The sequence below is a fragment of the Halorubrum xinjiangense genome (genome assembly GCF_049604745.1).
In the GTDB taxonomy this organism is placed as follows: Archaea; Halobacteriota; Halobacteria; order Halobacteriales; family Haloferacaceae; genus Halorubrum; species Halorubrum xinjiangense_A.
The window spans coordinates 755,245-770,502 of the sequence record NZ_CP187140.1 but is presented as its reverse complement, the minus strand read 5'-3'; the positions used below and the strand labels follow the sequence as shown (position 1 = coordinate 770,502).

Annotated in this window: 17 protein-coding genes; 7 read left to right on the top strand and 10 right to left on the bottom strand. The window is 69.6% G+C overall.

The annotated features are described in order from the left end of the window. The first annotated feature begins 68 nt into the window (after positions 1-68). Complete coding sequence (locus ACOZ35_RS04840) at positions 69-620, top strand: hypothetical protein (protein ID WP_424015317.1); 552 nt, start codon at positions 69-71, stop codon at positions 618-620. On the opposite strand, the gene ACOZ35_RS04835 is transcribed toward ACOZ35_RS04840, so the two are convergent. Then, positions 621-1,127: a GbsR/MarR family transcriptional regulator gene (locus ACOZ35_RS04835; RefSeq protein WP_424015316.1), complete on the bottom strand. Its 507-nt coding sequence runs from the start codon at positions 1,125-1,127 to the stop codon at positions 621-623. Between the two features lie 143 nt (positions 1,128-1,270). Between ACOZ35_RS04835 and ACOZ35_RS04830 the strand changes: the two genes are divergently transcribed. Beyond that, complete coding sequence (locus ACOZ35_RS04830) at positions 1,271-1,615, top strand: ArsR/SmtB family transcription factor (protein ID WP_424015315.1); 345 nt, start codon at positions 1,271-1,273, stop codon at positions 1,613-1,615. 71 nt (positions 1,616-1,686) lie between these two features. Here the strand turns inward: ACOZ35_RS04830 and ACOZ35_RS04825 are convergent, their stop codons facing one another. Both ACOZ35_RS04825 and ACOZ35_RS04820 read right to left on the bottom strand, forming a co-directional pair. Beyond that, positions 1,687-3,297, bottom strand: coding sequence for a hydantoinase B/oxoprolinase family protein (locus ACOZ35_RS04825; protein ID WP_424015314.1), 1,611 nt, complete (start codon positions 3,295-3,297; stop codon positions 1,687-1,689). Continuing rightward, entirely contained in the window at positions 3,294-5,312 is a 2,019-nt protein-coding gene (locus ACOZ35_RS04820; protein WP_424015313.1) for a hydantoinase/oxoprolinase family protein, read from the bottom strand. Before ACOZ35_RS04820 ends, ACOZ35_RS04825 begins: the two co-directional genes overlap by 4 nt. Positions 5,313-5,591: 279 nt before the next feature. Here ACOZ35_RS04820 and ACOZ35_RS04815 point away from each other — a divergent pair, with 279 nt between their 5' ends. Genes ACOZ35_RS04815 through ACOZ35_RS04800 form a run of 4 tightly spaced genes read left to right on the top strand, consistent with a single transcriptional unit; the run spans position 5,592 to position 8,486 of the window. Then, complete coding sequence (locus tag ACOZ35_RS04815; RefSeq protein WP_424016033.1) at positions 5,592-6,947, top strand: hypothetical protein; 1,356 nt, start codon at positions 5,592-5,594, stop codon at positions 6,945-6,947. A 51-nt stretch (positions 6,948-6,998) separates the two neighbouring features. Beyond that, complete coding sequence (locus ACOZ35_RS04810; protein WP_424015312.1) at positions 6,999-7,433, top strand: SRPBCC family protein; 435 nt, start codon at positions 6,999-7,001, stop codon at positions 7,431-7,433. A gap of 58 nt (positions 7,434-7,491) precedes the next feature. Then, the gene (locus tag ACOZ35_RS04805) at positions 7,492-7,872 is read left to right on the top strand and encodes a methylglyoxal synthase (protein ID WP_424015311.1); all 381 of its coding nucleotides are present in this window, start codon (positions 7,492-7,494) and stop codon (positions 7,870-7,872) included. 47 nt (positions 7,873-7,919) lie between these two features. Further along, positions 7,920-8,486, top strand: a complete 567-nt coding sequence (locus ACOZ35_RS04800; RefSeq protein WP_424015310.1) for a DUF7332 family protein — start codon at positions 7,920-7,922, stop codon at positions 8,484-8,486. A gap of 4 nt (positions 8,487-8,490) precedes the next feature. Here ACOZ35_RS04800 and ACOZ35_RS04795 read toward each other — a convergent pair whose 3' ends face one another. From ACOZ35_RS04795 to ACOZ35_RS04785, 3 genes are all read right to left on the bottom strand, one after another. Continuing rightward, complete coding sequence (locus ACOZ35_RS04795) at positions 8,491-9,033, bottom strand: hypothetical protein (protein ID WP_424015309.1); 543 nt, start codon at positions 9,031-9,033, stop codon at positions 8,491-8,493. A 165-nt stretch (positions 9,034-9,198) separates the two neighbouring features. Next, a complete protein-coding gene (locus ACOZ35_RS04790) occupies positions 9,199-9,519 on the bottom strand; it encodes a transcription factor S (protein ID WP_004595707.1) in 321 nt (106 codons plus the stop codon). 82 nt (positions 9,520-9,601) lie between these two features. Next, positions 9,602-10,417: an alanyl-tRNA editing protein gene (locus tag ACOZ35_RS04785; RefSeq protein WP_424015308.1), complete on the bottom strand. Its 816-nt coding sequence runs from the start codon at positions 10,415-10,417 to the stop codon at positions 9,602-9,604. A gap of 152 nt (positions 10,418-10,569) precedes the next feature. On the opposite strand from ACOZ35_RS04785, the gene ACOZ35_RS04780 reads away from it, so the two are divergent. Next, positions 10,570-12,372, top strand: coding sequence for a DUF7289 family protein (locus ACOZ35_RS04780; RefSeq protein WP_424015307.1), 1,803 nt, complete (start codon positions 10,570-10,572; stop codon positions 12,370-12,372). 36 nt (positions 12,373-12,408) lie between these two features. Here the strand turns inward: ACOZ35_RS04780 and ACOZ35_RS04775 are convergent, their stop codons facing one another. The 4 genes from ACOZ35_RS04775 to ACOZ35_RS04760 are packed head-to-tail and all read right to left on the bottom strand — an operon-like array spanning position 12,409 to position 15,257. Further along, positions 12,409-13,182, bottom strand: a complete 774-nt coding sequence (locus tag ACOZ35_RS04775) for a DUF7289 family protein (protein ID WP_424015306.1) — start codon at positions 13,180-13,182, stop codon at positions 12,409-12,411. Continuing rightward, entirely contained in the window at positions 13,179-13,670 is a 492-nt protein-coding gene (locus ACOZ35_RS04770) for a DUF7266 family protein (RefSeq protein WP_424015305.1), read from the bottom strand. The genes ACOZ35_RS04775 and ACOZ35_RS04770 overlap by 4 nt, the downstream gene beginning before the upstream one ends. Then, positions 13,663-14,649 (bottom strand): DUF7261 family protein, encoded by a 987-nt coding sequence (locus ACOZ35_RS04765; protein ID WP_424016032.1) that lies wholly within the window; start codon positions 14,647-14,649, stop codon positions 13,663-13,665. Before ACOZ35_RS04765 ends, ACOZ35_RS04770 begins: the two co-directional genes overlap by 8 nt. Next, complete coding sequence (locus ACOZ35_RS04760; protein ID WP_424015304.1) at positions 14,646-15,257, bottom strand: DUF7288 family protein; 612 nt, start codon at positions 15,255-15,257, stop codon at positions 14,646-14,648. Before ACOZ35_RS04760 ends, ACOZ35_RS04765 begins: the two co-directional genes overlap by 4 nt. Between the last annotated feature and the right edge of the window lies 1 nt (position 15,258).

Genomic DNA, 15,258 nt, shown 5'->3' with positions numbered 1-15,258 from the left:
GGCGGGATCGACGGATCGACGACAATGACATCGAAGTTACTTTTACGATCCGAACGGTCGGTTCGGTAATGGCCACCTATGAGGCGTTCGACCGAGGCGTCGAGGTGAACGGGCAGACCGTGCTGACGATCGTCGAAGAGGCGATGGGGCGCTTCTCCGAGGCGTATCGGGAGCGGGCGCTGCGGGCGCTCGCTGCGGAGGGGATCACCGACCCGGACCCGGAAGAGTGGTATCCGCAACAGACCTGGTTGAACGCCTTCGAGACCATCGCCGAGGAGCTGCAGCCGCACGTGCTCGACCGGCTCGGGGAACAGCTCCCCGAGGTCGCCGCGTGGCCGAACGAGTTCGAGACCGTCGCTGCGGGGCTTCAGTCGATCGACGAGGCCTACCAACAGAACCACCGCGGCGGCGACATCGGCTACTACGAGTTCGAACGGAAGGGAGACCGAGCGGGCGAACTCACCTGTCACAACCCCTACCCCTGCCGGTACGACCGTGGCCTCGTCCGCGGCGTCGCCAGACAGTACGCGCCCGTGGACGCGTTTGTCTTCATCGAGGAGACCGGAGAGGCGTGTCGGCGTGACGGCGACGACGCCTGTTCGTACACGGTGTACTGGTAGCTACCGGTCGTAGGACTCGAGCGCGTCCCTGAGTTCCGCGGCGGTGAACTCCGACGCGAGCGTGACGATCTCTTGGAGGTCCTCGTAGCTCCGTCGCAGCTCCTCGATCCGCGCCGCCTCGGGCGAGCCGTCGTCGGGGAGCTGTGTCTCCGCGCGCTGGATCGCACGCAGCGTCGTCTGTATCTCGCGTTGGACGTACTGCTGGAACACGTCTTGGAGGCTGAACCAGAGTTCCCGCTCGGCCGCGTAGTGGACCCGCCGTCCGCCGCCCTCCGAGGACCGGCGGTGGACCAGTCCGATCCGCGTCAGCGTCCGTGTCACGTTGCTGATCGTCGATTTCGCGTACCCCGTTTCCTCGACGAGTTCCGGAATCGAGAGGGGCGCTTCAGAGAAGTATAAGACGCCGTAGATCCGCCCCGCGCTGCGACTGAGACCGTAGACTTCCGCCGACTGCTCCATCGACTCGATAACTCGCTCGCGGGCGAGGAGGCGGTCGTCTTCACTCATACCTGTCTGTCGTGCGCGCGACGTGATGGAAACGCTGTTGGATCATATCACGTACATATATTCCGAAAGTATTAAATTGTTTGATTCGTTTGTTCGGAGCAAGCCGAACAAACAGAACGAGAAGATCGCGATTCACCGATCCCATGCCTAGCGCCTTCCCCCACCAACCGCCAGTCACCCACGCCCCCCGAGAACAGACCAACATCGTCGTCGACCAAGACGGGACGACGGACGTCTTACAGGTCCTCTCCTCCGAGTCGGCACAGCAGATCCTGAGCACGCTGAAAGCGAGGCCGAAAACCGCCTCGGAGATCGCCACGTCGGTCGACCAGTCTGTCCAGAACGTCTCGTACCACCTGAAGCGGCTCTGTGACGCCGAACTGATCACGCCGACCGAGACGTGGTACTCCGAGAAGGGAACGGAGATGACGGTGTACGCGCTCGCGGCCGAACGACTCGTCGTCACGTTCGACGGCAGCGCCGACTGAGAGCTGCGCCCGGCTGAATCGCCGCCTACCCGCGGACGTCTCCGTCAGGCCGCTCGTCGGCCGACTCGCCCTCAGTCCTCGACCTTCCCGTCCCGTCGGTCTCGCTCCCGAGCCTTCGGGTCGCGCTCGGCGGGGTCGCCGTGCCCGCCGCCGCCCGGCGTCCGAATGGAGACCGTCGTGCCGGCGGCGACGTCGACGGACGCCTTCGCCGGGACCGCCTCGCCGTCAATCAGATTCTCGCCAAGCGCCCCGTCCTCGCCGCCGTCAAGGCCACGCGGCGCTGTCCGGCGGCGCTCAGTCAGCAGCGAGACGGTCGCGTCCGTCTCGACCGTGAGCGTCCGTTCGATGCCGAGGCCCCCGCGGTAGCGGCCGTCGCCGCCGCTCGACGGGCGCAGCGCGTAGCGCTCGACCCGGAGCGGGTACGCGGTCTCTAGCGCCTCGACCGGCGTGTTGAGCGTGTTGGTCATCCCAACCTGAACGCCGTCCATCCCGTCCTTGCTCGGGCGACCGCCGAACCCGCCAGCGATCGTCTCGTAGTAGGTGAACTCGCCGCCGCGGTCGCCAACGATCAGGTTGTTCATCGTCCCCTGTCCGCCGGCGGGGACGGCGTCCGGAACTGCCGCCGCGAGCGCCTCCAGTGTCACGTCCGTGACGCGCTGGCTCGTCTCGACGTTCCCGCCGACGACCGCGGCCGGCGGGCGCGGGTCGAGCAGCGACCCCTCCGGCGCCGAGATCGAGACCGGCTCGTAGCAGCCGTGGTTCGGCGGGATCTCCGGGTCGGTGATCGCGCGGACGACGAAGTACACCGCGCTCTTCGCGACCGAGAACGGCGCGTTCAGGTTGCCGTCCACCTGGTCGGCGGTCCCGGCGAAGTCGACGTCGATCGCGGCGCCGTCGACGGTGACGGCGACCTCGACCGGGATGTCCGCGTCCGTTACGCCGTCGCCTTCGAGGACATCCTGCGCCCGGTAGGTCCCGTCCGGGAGCTCCCGGATCTCGCTTTCGACGCGCTCGCGGGAGTAGTCGATGACGGCGTCGAAGGCGTCGAGGAGCGCGTCGCCGTGCTCGTCGAGCAGTTCGCCGACCCGCTCCTCAGCTCGCGAGTTCGCGGCGCGCTGCGCGCGGAGGTCCGCCTCGCGCTCGTCCGGCGTGCGGACGTTGGCGAGGATGAGGTCGCGGACGGCATCGTTCGGCTCGCCGCCGTCGACGAGCCGAACCGCCGGCAGGCGGAGCCCCTCCTCGTATATCTCCCGTGCGCCGGGCGGCATGCTCCCCGGCGCGCTCCCGCCGACGTCGGCGTGGTGCGCGCGCGACACGGCGTACCCGACGATCTCGTCGTCCGGTGCGATCGACGAGACCAGCGTCACGTCCGGGAGGTGCGTCCCGCCGGCGAACGGGTCGTTGACGACGAACACGTCGCCCGGCTGCGGGTCCTTTTCGAGGACGACCTCCACGGCGTCGGGCATCGCGCCGAGGTGGACCGGGATGTGTTCGGCCTGCGCGACCATCCGCCCGTCGGCGTCGAACAGCGCGGTCGAGCAGTCCTGCCGCTCCTTGATGTTCGGCGAGTACGCCCCGCGGATCAGCACGTGGCCCATCTCGCTCGCGACGCTCTCCAGCTGGTTGCGGAGGATCTCCAGCGAGACCGGGTCGATATCCGTGCCGCTCTCCGGGTCGCTCACGCGCCGCTCACCTCCGCGACCAGCGCGCCGTCGTCGCGCAGTCGGACGCCCCACGCGGGCGGGACGACGACCGTGCTCTCTGGCCCCTCGACCACGACGGGGCCCTCGACACGCTCGTCGGCCGGGAACCGATCGCGATCGTAGACGGGGGTCTCGTGGGCCCCGTCGGGGAACACCGTCTCGCGGGTGGTCCGCGGTTCCGCGTCAGGGACGCCGACGGACTCGATCGCCGGCGCGCTCCGCGTAACCGTCGCCGTCGCGCGGCAGTTCACCAGTTCGACGGGCTCGTCTGCCCGGTAGCCGTACGCCGACTCGTGGGCCGCCGCGAACCGCTCGCCGACGGCCGAGGGGTTGAACGGGCGCTCGACGTCGACGGTGAGCTCGAAGCTCTGCCCGGCGTACCGGCAGTCCGCGGCGTACTCGACGCGCGCAGCGTCCGGGTCGCTGACCTCGTCGAGCAGCCCGTCGGCGAGCTCCCCGTAGAGCGCGTCGACCGCCTCAGAGTCGACCTCGGCGAGCGGGCCCTGACGGGTCCGCACGGCGTCGCGCGTCTCGTCGGCCGCGAGCAGCCCGTACGCCGACAGGACGCCCGACGCGTGCGGAATAATAACACGCTCGACGTCGAGCCCGTCCGCGATCGAGACCGCGTGCATCGGGCCGGCGCCGCCGAACGCGACGAGGCCGAACGCACGGGGGTCGTGGCCGCGCTCGACGGTGACGGAGCGGATCGCGCGGGTCATGTCGGCGTTCGCGACGCGGTGGACGCCGAGCGCGGCCGCGACCGGGCCCTCCATCCTAGCCTCGTCGGCGAGGTCAGCGAGCGCGTCGCGGGCGGCGCCCGCGTCGAGCGACAGGTCGCCGCCGAGGTCCGTGTCCGCGCCGACGTAGCCCAACACGAGGTTCGCGTCCGTCACGGTCGGCTCCGTGCCGCCCTTCCCGTAGCAGGCGGGGCCGGGGTCGGCGCCGGCCGAGCGCGGGCCGATCCGGAGCGCGCCGCCGGAGTCGACCCACGCGATCGACCCGCCGCCCGCGCCGACCGTCTCGACGTCGACCATCGGGGTGCCGATCGGTCGATCGGCGATCACTGACTCCGTCGTCCGCTCGACCTCGCCGTCGCGGACGAGGCTCACGTCGCTGGAGGTGCCGCCCATGTCGAAGGTGATGAGGCCGTCGCGGTCGCCGTCGGTCGCCGCCGTCGCGCTCGCGCCCACGACGCCGGCCGCGGGGCCCGAGAGGACCGTCGTCACGGCGTTCCGCCTGACGGTGTCTGCGTCGGTGACGCCGCCGTTGGCCTGCATGATCTGCGGCTGCGGCAGGCCCAGGTCCCGGGCGCGCTCGGTGAGGCGACCAACGTAGCCGTCGATCGCCGGGCGGACGTACGCGTCGACGACCGTCGTCGAGGTGCGCTCGAACTCGCGGAACTCGGGGAGCACCTCGTGGGAAGCCGACACCGGGGCGTCGAGCGCGTCGCGCAGCGCGTCCGCGAGGCGCTCCTCGTTCTCCGGGTGCGCGTAGGCGTGGAGCAGGCAGACTGCGACGGACTCGACGTCCGCGTCGCGGAGGTCGGCGACGACCGACTCGATCGCCTCGTCGTCGACGGGGTCCTCGATCCCATCGGCCGTCGCGCGCTCAGGGACCTCGAACCGACGACGCCTCGGGACGAGCGGCGCCGGCTTCTCGGCGTCGAGGTCGTACAGCGACGGCCGGGTCTGGCGGCCGATCTCCAGCACGTCGCGGAACCCTTCGGTCGTCACGAGCGCGGTCTTCGCCCCGTCGTTCTCCAGCAACGCGTTGACGGAGACGGTCATCGCGTGAGAGAACTCGGTCACGCTCTCGGGGTCGATCCCGGCCGCCTCGCAGGCCTTCTCGATCCCGGCCGCGACGCCCTCGCTCTGGTCGTCGGTGCTGGGCACCTTCGCGGTGACGAGGTCGCCGTCGAGCGAGAGCGCGACGTCGGTGAACGTCCCCCCGACGTCGACGCCGATCGCTCGGTCGTCCGCCGATCTCCCGCCCATCTACGACACCCCCGCGGCGTCGCCGAGGCTCCGGACGCCGAGCGGTGCGGTGTCTCGGTCGCGTGGCATGGAGCCTCCTCGTTACCGGACGGACTTAAGACCGCCCCGTTCGGCGGTGCGGCGGCCTCACGCTCCCCGGCGCCCGCCGGCCGAGAGCCGCGTTCCCGGGACGCGACGGGGGGCGCGAACATCTTCGGGAACAGTCGGAGGGCGGCGGCGGATCGTGATCCGAACATGGGAGCAGTTCCGGGCGGAATCGACACGGCGCAGGGGCCGCCGATGACGGTCCCGCTTCGACACTTCCTCGTCGGGCTGGCCCTCCTCGGCGGCGCCCTGCTCGTCGGGGTCGGACTGGTCGTCGACGCGGTACCGGGGCTCGGCGGGCTCGTCCACGTTCACCTGTTCCTGGTCGGGTGGGTGTGCGTGACGATCATGGGCGCGATGACGCAGTTCGTCCCGGTGTGGTCGGGGACGACGCTTCACTCGCGCCGGCTCGCGAGCGCCCAGCTCGCGCTGGTGGTCGGGGGGCTGGTCGGCTTCGCGGCCGCGCTCGTGCTGGGCCGCCTCCCCTGGCTCGCGGGGTTCGGCGCCGTCATGCTCGTCGGGTTCTGGACGTTCGTCTACAACGTCGGCCGGACGCTCGCGACGGTCGACGAGCTTGACGTGACCGAGCGCCACTTCGCCGTGGCGCTCGCGTTCTTCGTCGTCCTGACCGGGCTCGGCGTTCTGCTCGCGGCGGATCTCGGCTCCGGGCTCCTCGCCGGGCTCGGCGTCTCGCACGCCGGCGTCCGCGGCGCCCACGTCACCCTCGCCGTCTTCGGGGCGGTGCTCACGACGATATACGGCGCCCTCTACCAGCTCGGAACGATGTTCACGCAGACGGAGCTTCACGGGATCGACCACCGCCTCGGCGCGGTCGAGGAGGTCGGTCACCCCGTGGGCGTCGTCGCGCTCGCGGCGGGGCGGCTGGTCGGAGCGACCGCGGTCGCCCGGGTCGGCGCCGCCCTGATCCTGCTCGCCGCGCTGGGGTTCGCGGTCGTCCTCGCCCGTCGGCTCTTCGAGATGCGCGTCGAGCGCACACCGATGCACACGCGGTACGCCGTCGTCGCGCTCGCGCTGGCCGCGTGGGTCGCGACCGCCGCGCCCGCATGGCTGCGGTCGCCGACCGCCCCGGAGCACGTGCTCGGCGGACCCGGCAGCGCGCCCCTGCTGCTGCTCGGCGTCGTCGGGTTCGTGATCCTCGGAACGTTATACCACATCGTCCCGTTCGTCGTCTGGGTCGAGCGGTACAGCGACCGGCTCGGCTTCGAGGCGGTGCCGATGGTCGATGACCTCTACGACGACCGGCTCGCGGCCGCCGACGGGACAATGCTGTTCGTCGGGACCGCGCTCGTCGTCGCCGCCGACCTCCTCGCGGGCGCGTCGGGGACGACGCTCGGGAGCGGAGCCCGGGGACCGGCGCTCGTCGGGATGTCCCTGGTGACGCTCGGCGTCGCCGTCTTCGCAGCCAACGCGGTTTGGGTTATCCGCCGGCACAGTCCCGGCACGCTGGCTCGGGTCGCCTTCGGGCGGTTCGCCGCTCACCGGGCTGTCGGCGGAAACGAAGCGGGCGACGAGCCCGCACCGACCGAGTGAACGTCGGAACGATTTCGAGCCAGAACCAGCGACGATCTGAGACACACTATCATGAACACAGTCACCCCCTCACGAACGATCGAAGCGCCCCCGGAGACCGTCCGCGACGCGATGGCGGACGTCGAGGCGTTCGTCCGCTCCTCGGGGTTCGACGAGGTCGAAGTCGACGGCGAGACGGTGCGTGTCGCGAACGATGTCGGCGTCGCGTCGATCGAGCTGACGCTGGAACTCGTCGACGACCCGGACGCGACCCTCGCCTACGAGCAGCGTGAGGGGATCTTCGAGGCGATGCGGACGGAGTACGTCGTGGCGCCGGCCGCGGAGGGAAGCGAGGTGACCGCGACGACGGAGTTCGCGCTCGACGTGGCCCTAATCGGCGACCTCCTCGACGCCACCGTCATCGAGCGGCAGCGCCGAAAAGAGCTGGCCGCGCAGTTCGACTGGCTCGAGGCGCGGTGCGCGGAGGCGATGTCCGGCGACCGGTGAGCGGGGCGACGACTGCGCCGAAACCAGTACTTAAGCGACGCCGCGATGTGCCAACCGTATGCGCATCGCGCTGATCGCTCACGACGAACTGAAAGACGAGATGGTCGCGTTCGTCGAGTCGCACACGGCGGTTCTCGACGAGTGCGAACTGGTGACCACCGGGACGACGGGGAAACGCATCGCGGAGGCCACGGGCCTCTCCGTGAACCGGCAGGCCTCGGGCCCGTTCGGCGGCGACCTACAGATCGGCGCGATGATCGCGAGCGACCGGATCGACGGCGTCGTCTTCCTCCGCGACCCGCTGACCGCGCAGGCGCACGAACCCGACATCTCGGCGCTTCTTCGCGTCTGCGACGTGAAGGACGTGCCGCTGGCGACGAACGTCGCGTCCGCCGAGCTGCTCGTCGAGGGGCTCCTCGGCGGCGATTCTCTCGGCTGATATCGCCGACCGCGGTGATTTAAACCGGGCCGACGAATGGACGGCCGATGACGCGCCCGCAACGGACCCGCGTCCGCGCCCTCGCGCTCGCGCTGCTGCTCCTCGTCGCGAGCCTCGGCGCCGGCGCGGTCGCGGGCCAGGTCACGGGACAGACCGCGCCGCCGGAGGGAACGGCGACGGAGTCGGCGGGTGAAGGGCCCGCCGCCGGTCCCGCAACCGTCGGGCCCGGCGTCGACGCGAACGGAGGCGAGGCCCCGCCGATCACGCGATGTTTCACCGGGAGCGGATACCCCATCTCGATCGGCGACGGCGAGAGCGGGGCGACGATGGAGACGGTGGTCCACCTCTCCGTGCTGACCGACCCCGGCGCAGGCAACGAATTCGGGATCGAGACAGCCGGGCGACTCGACGGGGAGCCGATCGTGACCCTCGCCGCGGGCGTCAGGCTGACCGCCCGGCAGGCGATCGCGGACGGAATCGACCCGTTCGCGGCGTTCGACGTGTTGTACACCTACGAACTCCAGCTCCCGATGTTCGCCGGCTCGGTCGGCGACGCCGACTACGAGGACGACGGCTCGCCGATCGAGTCGAGCGCCGGCGCGGTCGACTGCTGACCGGTCATTCCGAGCGCTCGACGGCGTCTCCCTCCACGTCCGGCGGCCGAACGCAGCGCACCATCGCCAACACGTCCTGTCTCGTCGCCTCGAAGCCCTCGCCGATCGGGTAGGCGCCGCCCGCGAGCAGGTACTCGCCGGCCTCCCACACCGCGAGCAGGGCTTCGACCGGAACCCGTTCACCGTCGACCGCACAGCGGCCGTGAAACACGGTGAGCGTCGCGCGCGACGCGGCCGGGTCGTCGACGTCGAGGCGTCGCTCGTCGCGGCGCGAGAGGTCGAAGATGTCTCGGTCGGCGAGGCGGTCGCGGAATCCCTCGCGGGCCCGCGACTCGACGAGTCGGGTCAGAGCGGGATTCGGCCCGGTGTCCGGCGAGATCCGGAGTCGACTCGCAAAGAAGAACGGCCGCGGCGGCGGGGTCTCGCGCTCGTAGCGCGCCGTGCCCGCCGTCACCGAGACCGGGCCGGCCTCGAAGGGGCGCTCCGTCGTCTCGGCGACGAGCGTCCAGCCGTCGAGACGGTCGCGGGGGACGACGGGCGGCTCCATGGGCGCGCATCTCCCTGGACGGGAATAAAACGGACGGGCGGCGAGAGTGGAGTCAGACGGGCGCCGAAAGCGGAGTTAGACTGGCGCCGAAAGCGGAGTTAGACTGGCGCCGAAAGCGGGGGTAGACCGACGGCGAAAGGGGAGTCGGGACGGCCGAAAACGCGGTCAGTGGTCGTCTTCGCGCCACTTGTGCTCGCACTCGGTACAGACAAAAAAGCGGGTCTCGGACTCGTCGGCCGAGCGGATCTGTTGCATGTACCAGTACGCCCGGTCGTTGTCGCACTCGGGACACTGGGCCGTCGTCGTCGGGAGCCCCTTGTCCTCCGCGTCGCTCACGTCGACGATCTCGGACTCGACCTGCGACTGGGTCGTCCACTCGTCGTCGCCGTCGTCGCGGCCGATCTCGTAGCCGCAGGCGTCGCACACCCAGTGGTCTTCGCCCTCGCCGGATTTCATCATGGATCCGCACTCGTCGCAGAACTTCATGCCCGAACCTACCGCGGATCGTATTTAAACGGCGGGATCGCGGGCGAGGAGCGGACGCGCGCTCGGGGCGCCGACGCGGCCGTCAGTCCGCGTCGACGTGTTCGGCGAGCGCGAACCGAACGCGCTCCTCCTCGGGGCCCTTCGTCTCCCGGCCGGTGACGACGACCTCGCCGATGTCGGCGGTGTTCGCGACGTGGGTCCCGGCGCAGGCGGTGCGGTCGTACGGCTCGTCCGCGTCGTCCGCGCCCGCGATTTCGACGATCCGGAGCTCCTCGATCGAGTCGGGCAGAAGGTCGATCCGCGTTCGGTAGGTGTCCAGCGTCGCCTCCGCGGTCTCTCGGTCCATCGTGTAGCTCGACACGGGCCGGCCGTCGGCGACAAGCTCGTTGATCCGAGCCTCGATCCGGTCGAGATCGTCGTCGGTGAACCGGTCGTACTCGGCGTCGAGGCGCGCGCGGTCGGCGTACAGCTGGTTGCCCGTCGTCCGCGCGTCGAACTCGTCGAGCAGCAGCGCCGACAGCAGGTGCTGTGCGGTGTGGTACCGCGAGTGCGCCGCGCGGCGGTCGGCGTCGACCTCGCAGGCGACTTCGGTGCCCGGCTCCGGGAGCGCAGGCGATTCGTCCGGACCGCCAGTCTCGCCGTTCTCGCCGTCCGCCCCGTCGACCGGTTCGATCTCGTGATACACCGTGTCTCGCATCTCGACGTCGACGACGCGCCAACGGGCGTCTCCGTCGTCGTCGGCGACCCGGATCGTTCCGGTGTCGTGCGGCTGGCCGCCGCCGGTCGGGTAGAAGTGGGTCCGGTCGAGGACGACGCGGTCCGGATCCGAGAGGACGCGTTCGACCGTCGCCTCGAACGCCGTCATCGTGTCGTCCGCGAGGTAGAGTCGCTCGGTCACGGGTGGCCGGAGGGGCGCCGGCGAGATATATCCCCGGTCCGCGGGAGCCGCCGTCCGGTCGCTCCGATGGGGAGAAGTCCTCCTCGAGTAGGGCTATCGCGACTGATACGCGGGTGTCCACGTTTATCAGCGGGCCCGACCTACGGGTCCGTATGAACGGAGGTGAGCGCGGAGCGACCGCCGAGCGCGCCCAGAGCGAGGTGCTCGGCACCGTGCTCCTGTTGGGGCTGACGGTCGCGGTCGTCGGCACCACCGTCGCGCTCGGCGCGACCGCGCTCGACGACTCCCAGCGGACCGCGGACATCCAGCGCGTCGAGGGGGCGATGACGCAGGTGGACTCCAAGGCGAGCCTCGTCGCGCACGGCGGGTCGCCCTCGCAGCGTGTACAGATGGACGTCGGTCAGGGCGCCGACTTCCGCGTCGACGAGGGGGCGGGAACGATGCGGATCGAGGTCGAGACCGAGAACGGGACTTACACCAACGAGACCACTCTGGGAGCGATCATCTACGAGCGCGGCGAGGACGAGATCGCCTACCAAGGCGGCGGCGTCTGGCGAGCGAACGCGGACGGCGCGCGGATGGTCTCGCCGCCGGAGTTCCACTACCGGGGCGATACGCTGACCCTTCCGCTGGTGACGGTCGCCGGCGAGGGAGACCTCTCCGACTCGGTCACAATCAGCGAGAGCGGCGAACGGCCCGAGGGACTGTTCGGGTCGGAGAACGTCTCGAACCCGCTCCTCGGCGGAAACGTTACCATCACCGTCGAGAGCGAATACGCCGAGGCGTGGGGGCGGTTCTTCGAGTCCAGAACCGAGGCGAACGTCACGCAACTGTCGACAGACGTGGTCGAGGTCAAGCTCCAGACCGAGACCGTTCACCCGACGCTCACCACGAGTGCCTCGGCAGTCGGAGGCGCAGACATCGCCGCGGGCGGACTCAGGCGGCTCGAAGCCGACAGCTACGACTCCAGGTCCGGTGTGTACGGTCCGGATACCGTCGACGACAATGCGATATTCCGGACCAACGGCGGGTTCGGGAAGGGTGAGGGCGGGATCGGCAAGCTAGAGGAGATCCGAATACGCGGAGATCTGCTCATGGGGGCGGACGATTTCCCGTCCGGACAGTTCGAAAAGAAGGTAAACGTGAGCGGAGAGACTCGGACTAACGTCGATTTCGTCAGCCTGAGTCCCGTCTCCGGAGCTATCAGACAGCAGATCGACGAGATGCGAGACCGCGATACGGAGCGTGAGACGGACGCCTTCGCGTTCGACGGCGGGACCGAGCGCGTGACCGAAGACACGGAATTCACCGGCGATCTAGTCGTCCCCGACGGGAACACGCTTACCGTCGAGAGCGGAGCAACACTCAAGATCGACGGCAACCTCGACGTCGCAGACGGCGGCTCGCTCGTGTTCGACACCCACGGCGGAGACATCGACGTGCTGGTGGACCGGGAGATGGTCGTTAACGGGACGAGTACGGTCCGGGCGAAGGGTGGCGACCGCGTGAATCTCCACGTCAACGGACCGATCACCGTCCGGGGCGACGAGACGGAGAGCGAAACGGCGTCGATAACGACCGCGGAGGACACGCAGCTCGAGATATTCGCTTTCGGCGGAGTCACCCTCGACGAGGGCGCGGCCGTCACGGCGGATGACGATCGGACGGAGAAGCTCTGGCTCTACGCCGGCGACGAACCGGTAGATATCAACGGTGACGACGGTCGCATCCACTTTACCGGGGTGTTGTACGTGCCGGAGAGCAAGATGACTCTCGACGGGTCGATGACGTTCAAGGGGTCGTTCACGGCGGACAAGTTCGAGTTCAACGAGGCTAGACTGATGCTTCACTACGACGAGGCGCTGCGAGATAATCAGCCATTCGACGGCAGGTCGGTCCCCGTCGTGAGCCACCTACACGTCTCCACGCACAGCGTGGTGGTCGAGTCCGACTGAGCCCGGCTGTCGTCCGGATCCGTGATCGCTCGCAACTCAGTCCGAGAACACGACCCGCGCGACGGTCCGGTGGACGACGAACCGGCCGTAGTGGTCGGCCGCGAACGTCACCGTAAGGTCCGCGGAGCCGTCCGTCGTCACGGATATCTGCTCGTGTTCTGCCGCGAGGTCGCGGTAGTACCGCTCCCAGACGACCGCCTGCGTGGAGTTGATGTCGAGCGTGACGTTCTCGGCGGCGGTCCGGTCGTCGGCCGCGACCTCTCGGTCCGTGCGCTCGCCAACAACGAGGACCGTCCGATCGCCGCTCACCGGTTCTGCGGGACCGTTGAGTCCGTACAGCGAGTAGACGACCGTCTCGCCGATCAGCAGGTCGGGCTCCCTGATCATCACGCCGTTGTCGCCGTCCATCCGGAACACCGCACCGTTCTCGTAGACGATCCGGGTGTCGCCGGCGCCGCGGTACGTGAGGGATCCCCCCTCGATAACCTGTGACTCGAATCCCGTCCCGTTGAGCCGGAACTCGGACTCGTCGTGGAACGCCAGCTCGCCGCCGCCGAGCCGAAGCTCGGTCGCGCGGCTCGGCACGCCGTCCCGGCTGAGGTCGTTGAAGTTGTCGTGGAGGACGTCGAACGCGCGCTCGACGTTGTTGTCGCGCTCGGCGAGCTGGGCGTCCTCTAACCCTCCGAGCCCGACGGTGAACGTGACCGCGATGGTCGTCGTGATCAGCGCGAACACCAGCACGAACCCGACCGTCTCGCTGACGCCGCGGTCGTCGGTAGAAAACGCCGACCCGCGGTTGGAGCCCGTCATGGCTCGCTCACCACCACGGCGCCGGCTCCGTCGTCCCCGCCGTCCGGGTCCCACCGGATCCGGAGGCTCCCGCCGTCGACGGTCGCGTTTTCGACCGCGACGCCCTCGCTCGTGCGGAACGGGATCTCAACGGTCGCGTCGGTCCCGTCGCTCTCCAGTGCGATCGTGCCCCCGGTCTCGCCCGCGGTCACGCGGATCCGATACCCGGTCCCGGACACCCTGTCGGGAAGCGTCAGGGACCGGTCGACGGTGAGCTCGTCCCGTGACGCCGTGTTGGCGACGAGCCTATCGACGGTGCCCAGGTCGGCCGCGAGCCGCTCGCCGACGACGGTGAGCTCCCCCTGCGCCGCGCGCTCGCGCTCCGACTCGACGAACGAGCCGCCCGCGACGAACAGCCCCGAGAGCAGCAGCGTCGAGATCGCGAGCGTCATCACGTACCCGACGGTGACCGACACGGCGCGGTCCGACCCGCCTGAGCGGTCACGCATCGCGCTCACCCGGCGCGAGCCGAATCACGTCGCCGTAGGTCAGCTCCGGCGTCCGGTGACCGATCTCGACCTTAACGCTGTACACCGCCTCGGTGACGTACGGCCGGGAGGACCGGTCGGGGTCAGCCCCACCGTCGCGGTCGTCGACGACGAGGTGGTACGTCCCCTCCGCCGCGTCGCCGTTCTCGTAGCGGATACTGTACGGTTCGCTCTCGGTCTGGACCGCTTCGGCCCAGACGAGCGCGTCGAACGGCTCGCCGTTGACCGTGCCGGCGGTGAAATCGACCGTGTGGTTCCCGTCCGGACGCGGCGCGAACGTCTCGGCGGTCGTCCCAGTCGCGTTCTCCACCGTCACGGTGAGATTGCCGCCGGTCGAATTCGACAGCGTCGCCGACCACGTCTCGTTGGTGCCCCCGGTCGTCCCGTCGGCCACGACGGTGAACGCGCCGCTCGTCGACTCCGACAGGGAGGTGGAATCGACCGTCAGCCGGTAGTTCCGCGTCAAGGTCGCGTTGCCCGCGACGGTCCAGTCCACGGCGTTCGAGTCCGGCGCCGTCATGTTCCGGAAGCCGCTCTCGGTCTCGTTTTGCGCGATGAAGTAGCCGTCCTTGACGGTGTCTCCCCTCACCCGAACGTCGGCGATCACCCCGTCTCGCGCTCTGAGGTCGGCGACCGTCCGGGCGTAGGTCTTCGCGCTCTCGTTGAAGTCGGTGAAGACGTTGCCGTCGCTCGCGTTCCGGTGTTCGCGGTGTAAGATTTCGGCGAGGTCCTCGGTGACGCCGTCGCGGAATTCGATCGCCTCCGCGCCGCCCGCGTCGGCGCCGCGGGTCGCGAGGTTCTCCGTGTAGATGACGGTGTTCAACAGGAGGACGACCGCGACGAAGAGGACCGCGAGCGTCAGCCCCGTGATCAGGATGATCTGTGCTCGGTCCTCGTCGCGGTCGGCGGGCTCGCGGCCGATGGGACTGGAGATGCTCACATCTGCCATGCGGTGATGCGCACCTCCACGACCGTGTACAGGATTTCCCCGTCCCCGTCAGCCGGGTCGGCGAAGTACCCCCTGCCGGGGCCGTCCTCGGCGAGGACGTGCTGGTCGTCGTCCCCGAACCGGTCGTCGCCGTACAGCGTCACGCGCGTGCTCGCGGTCGCCGCGTTGTCGCTCGGCGACCCCATGTCCACCATCGCGACGTCGCTCGTCCCGTCGCTGCTGTCGTCCGGGTAGTAGACGTCGATGTCGAACGCGATCTGGCGGTCCCCGAACGCCTCCGTCAGCGGATCGTGGAGCGGGTGCGACGCCGGCGGGATCCCCGCGTAGCCGGCCCCGTCGGTCGCGCCGACGAAGCTCCCGTTATCATAGTGTAGCAGCGCCGCCCGGAGGTTCCCGCTCGCCTCGGTCGTCGCTAGGAGGTCCCCCGCGGCGATTTCGGCCTGGTTCTCGACGTGCTGGTTCGACGTGCTCGCCGACAGCGGCGTGACGGCCGTCGCCTGCGTCGCGAAGATGAGGCCGGTGACTAAGAGCAGCGCCGCCGTGAACGCCTCGAGGGTGTGCGCCTGCCCACGGTCGTCGGGGAGGTGTTCGACGAACATC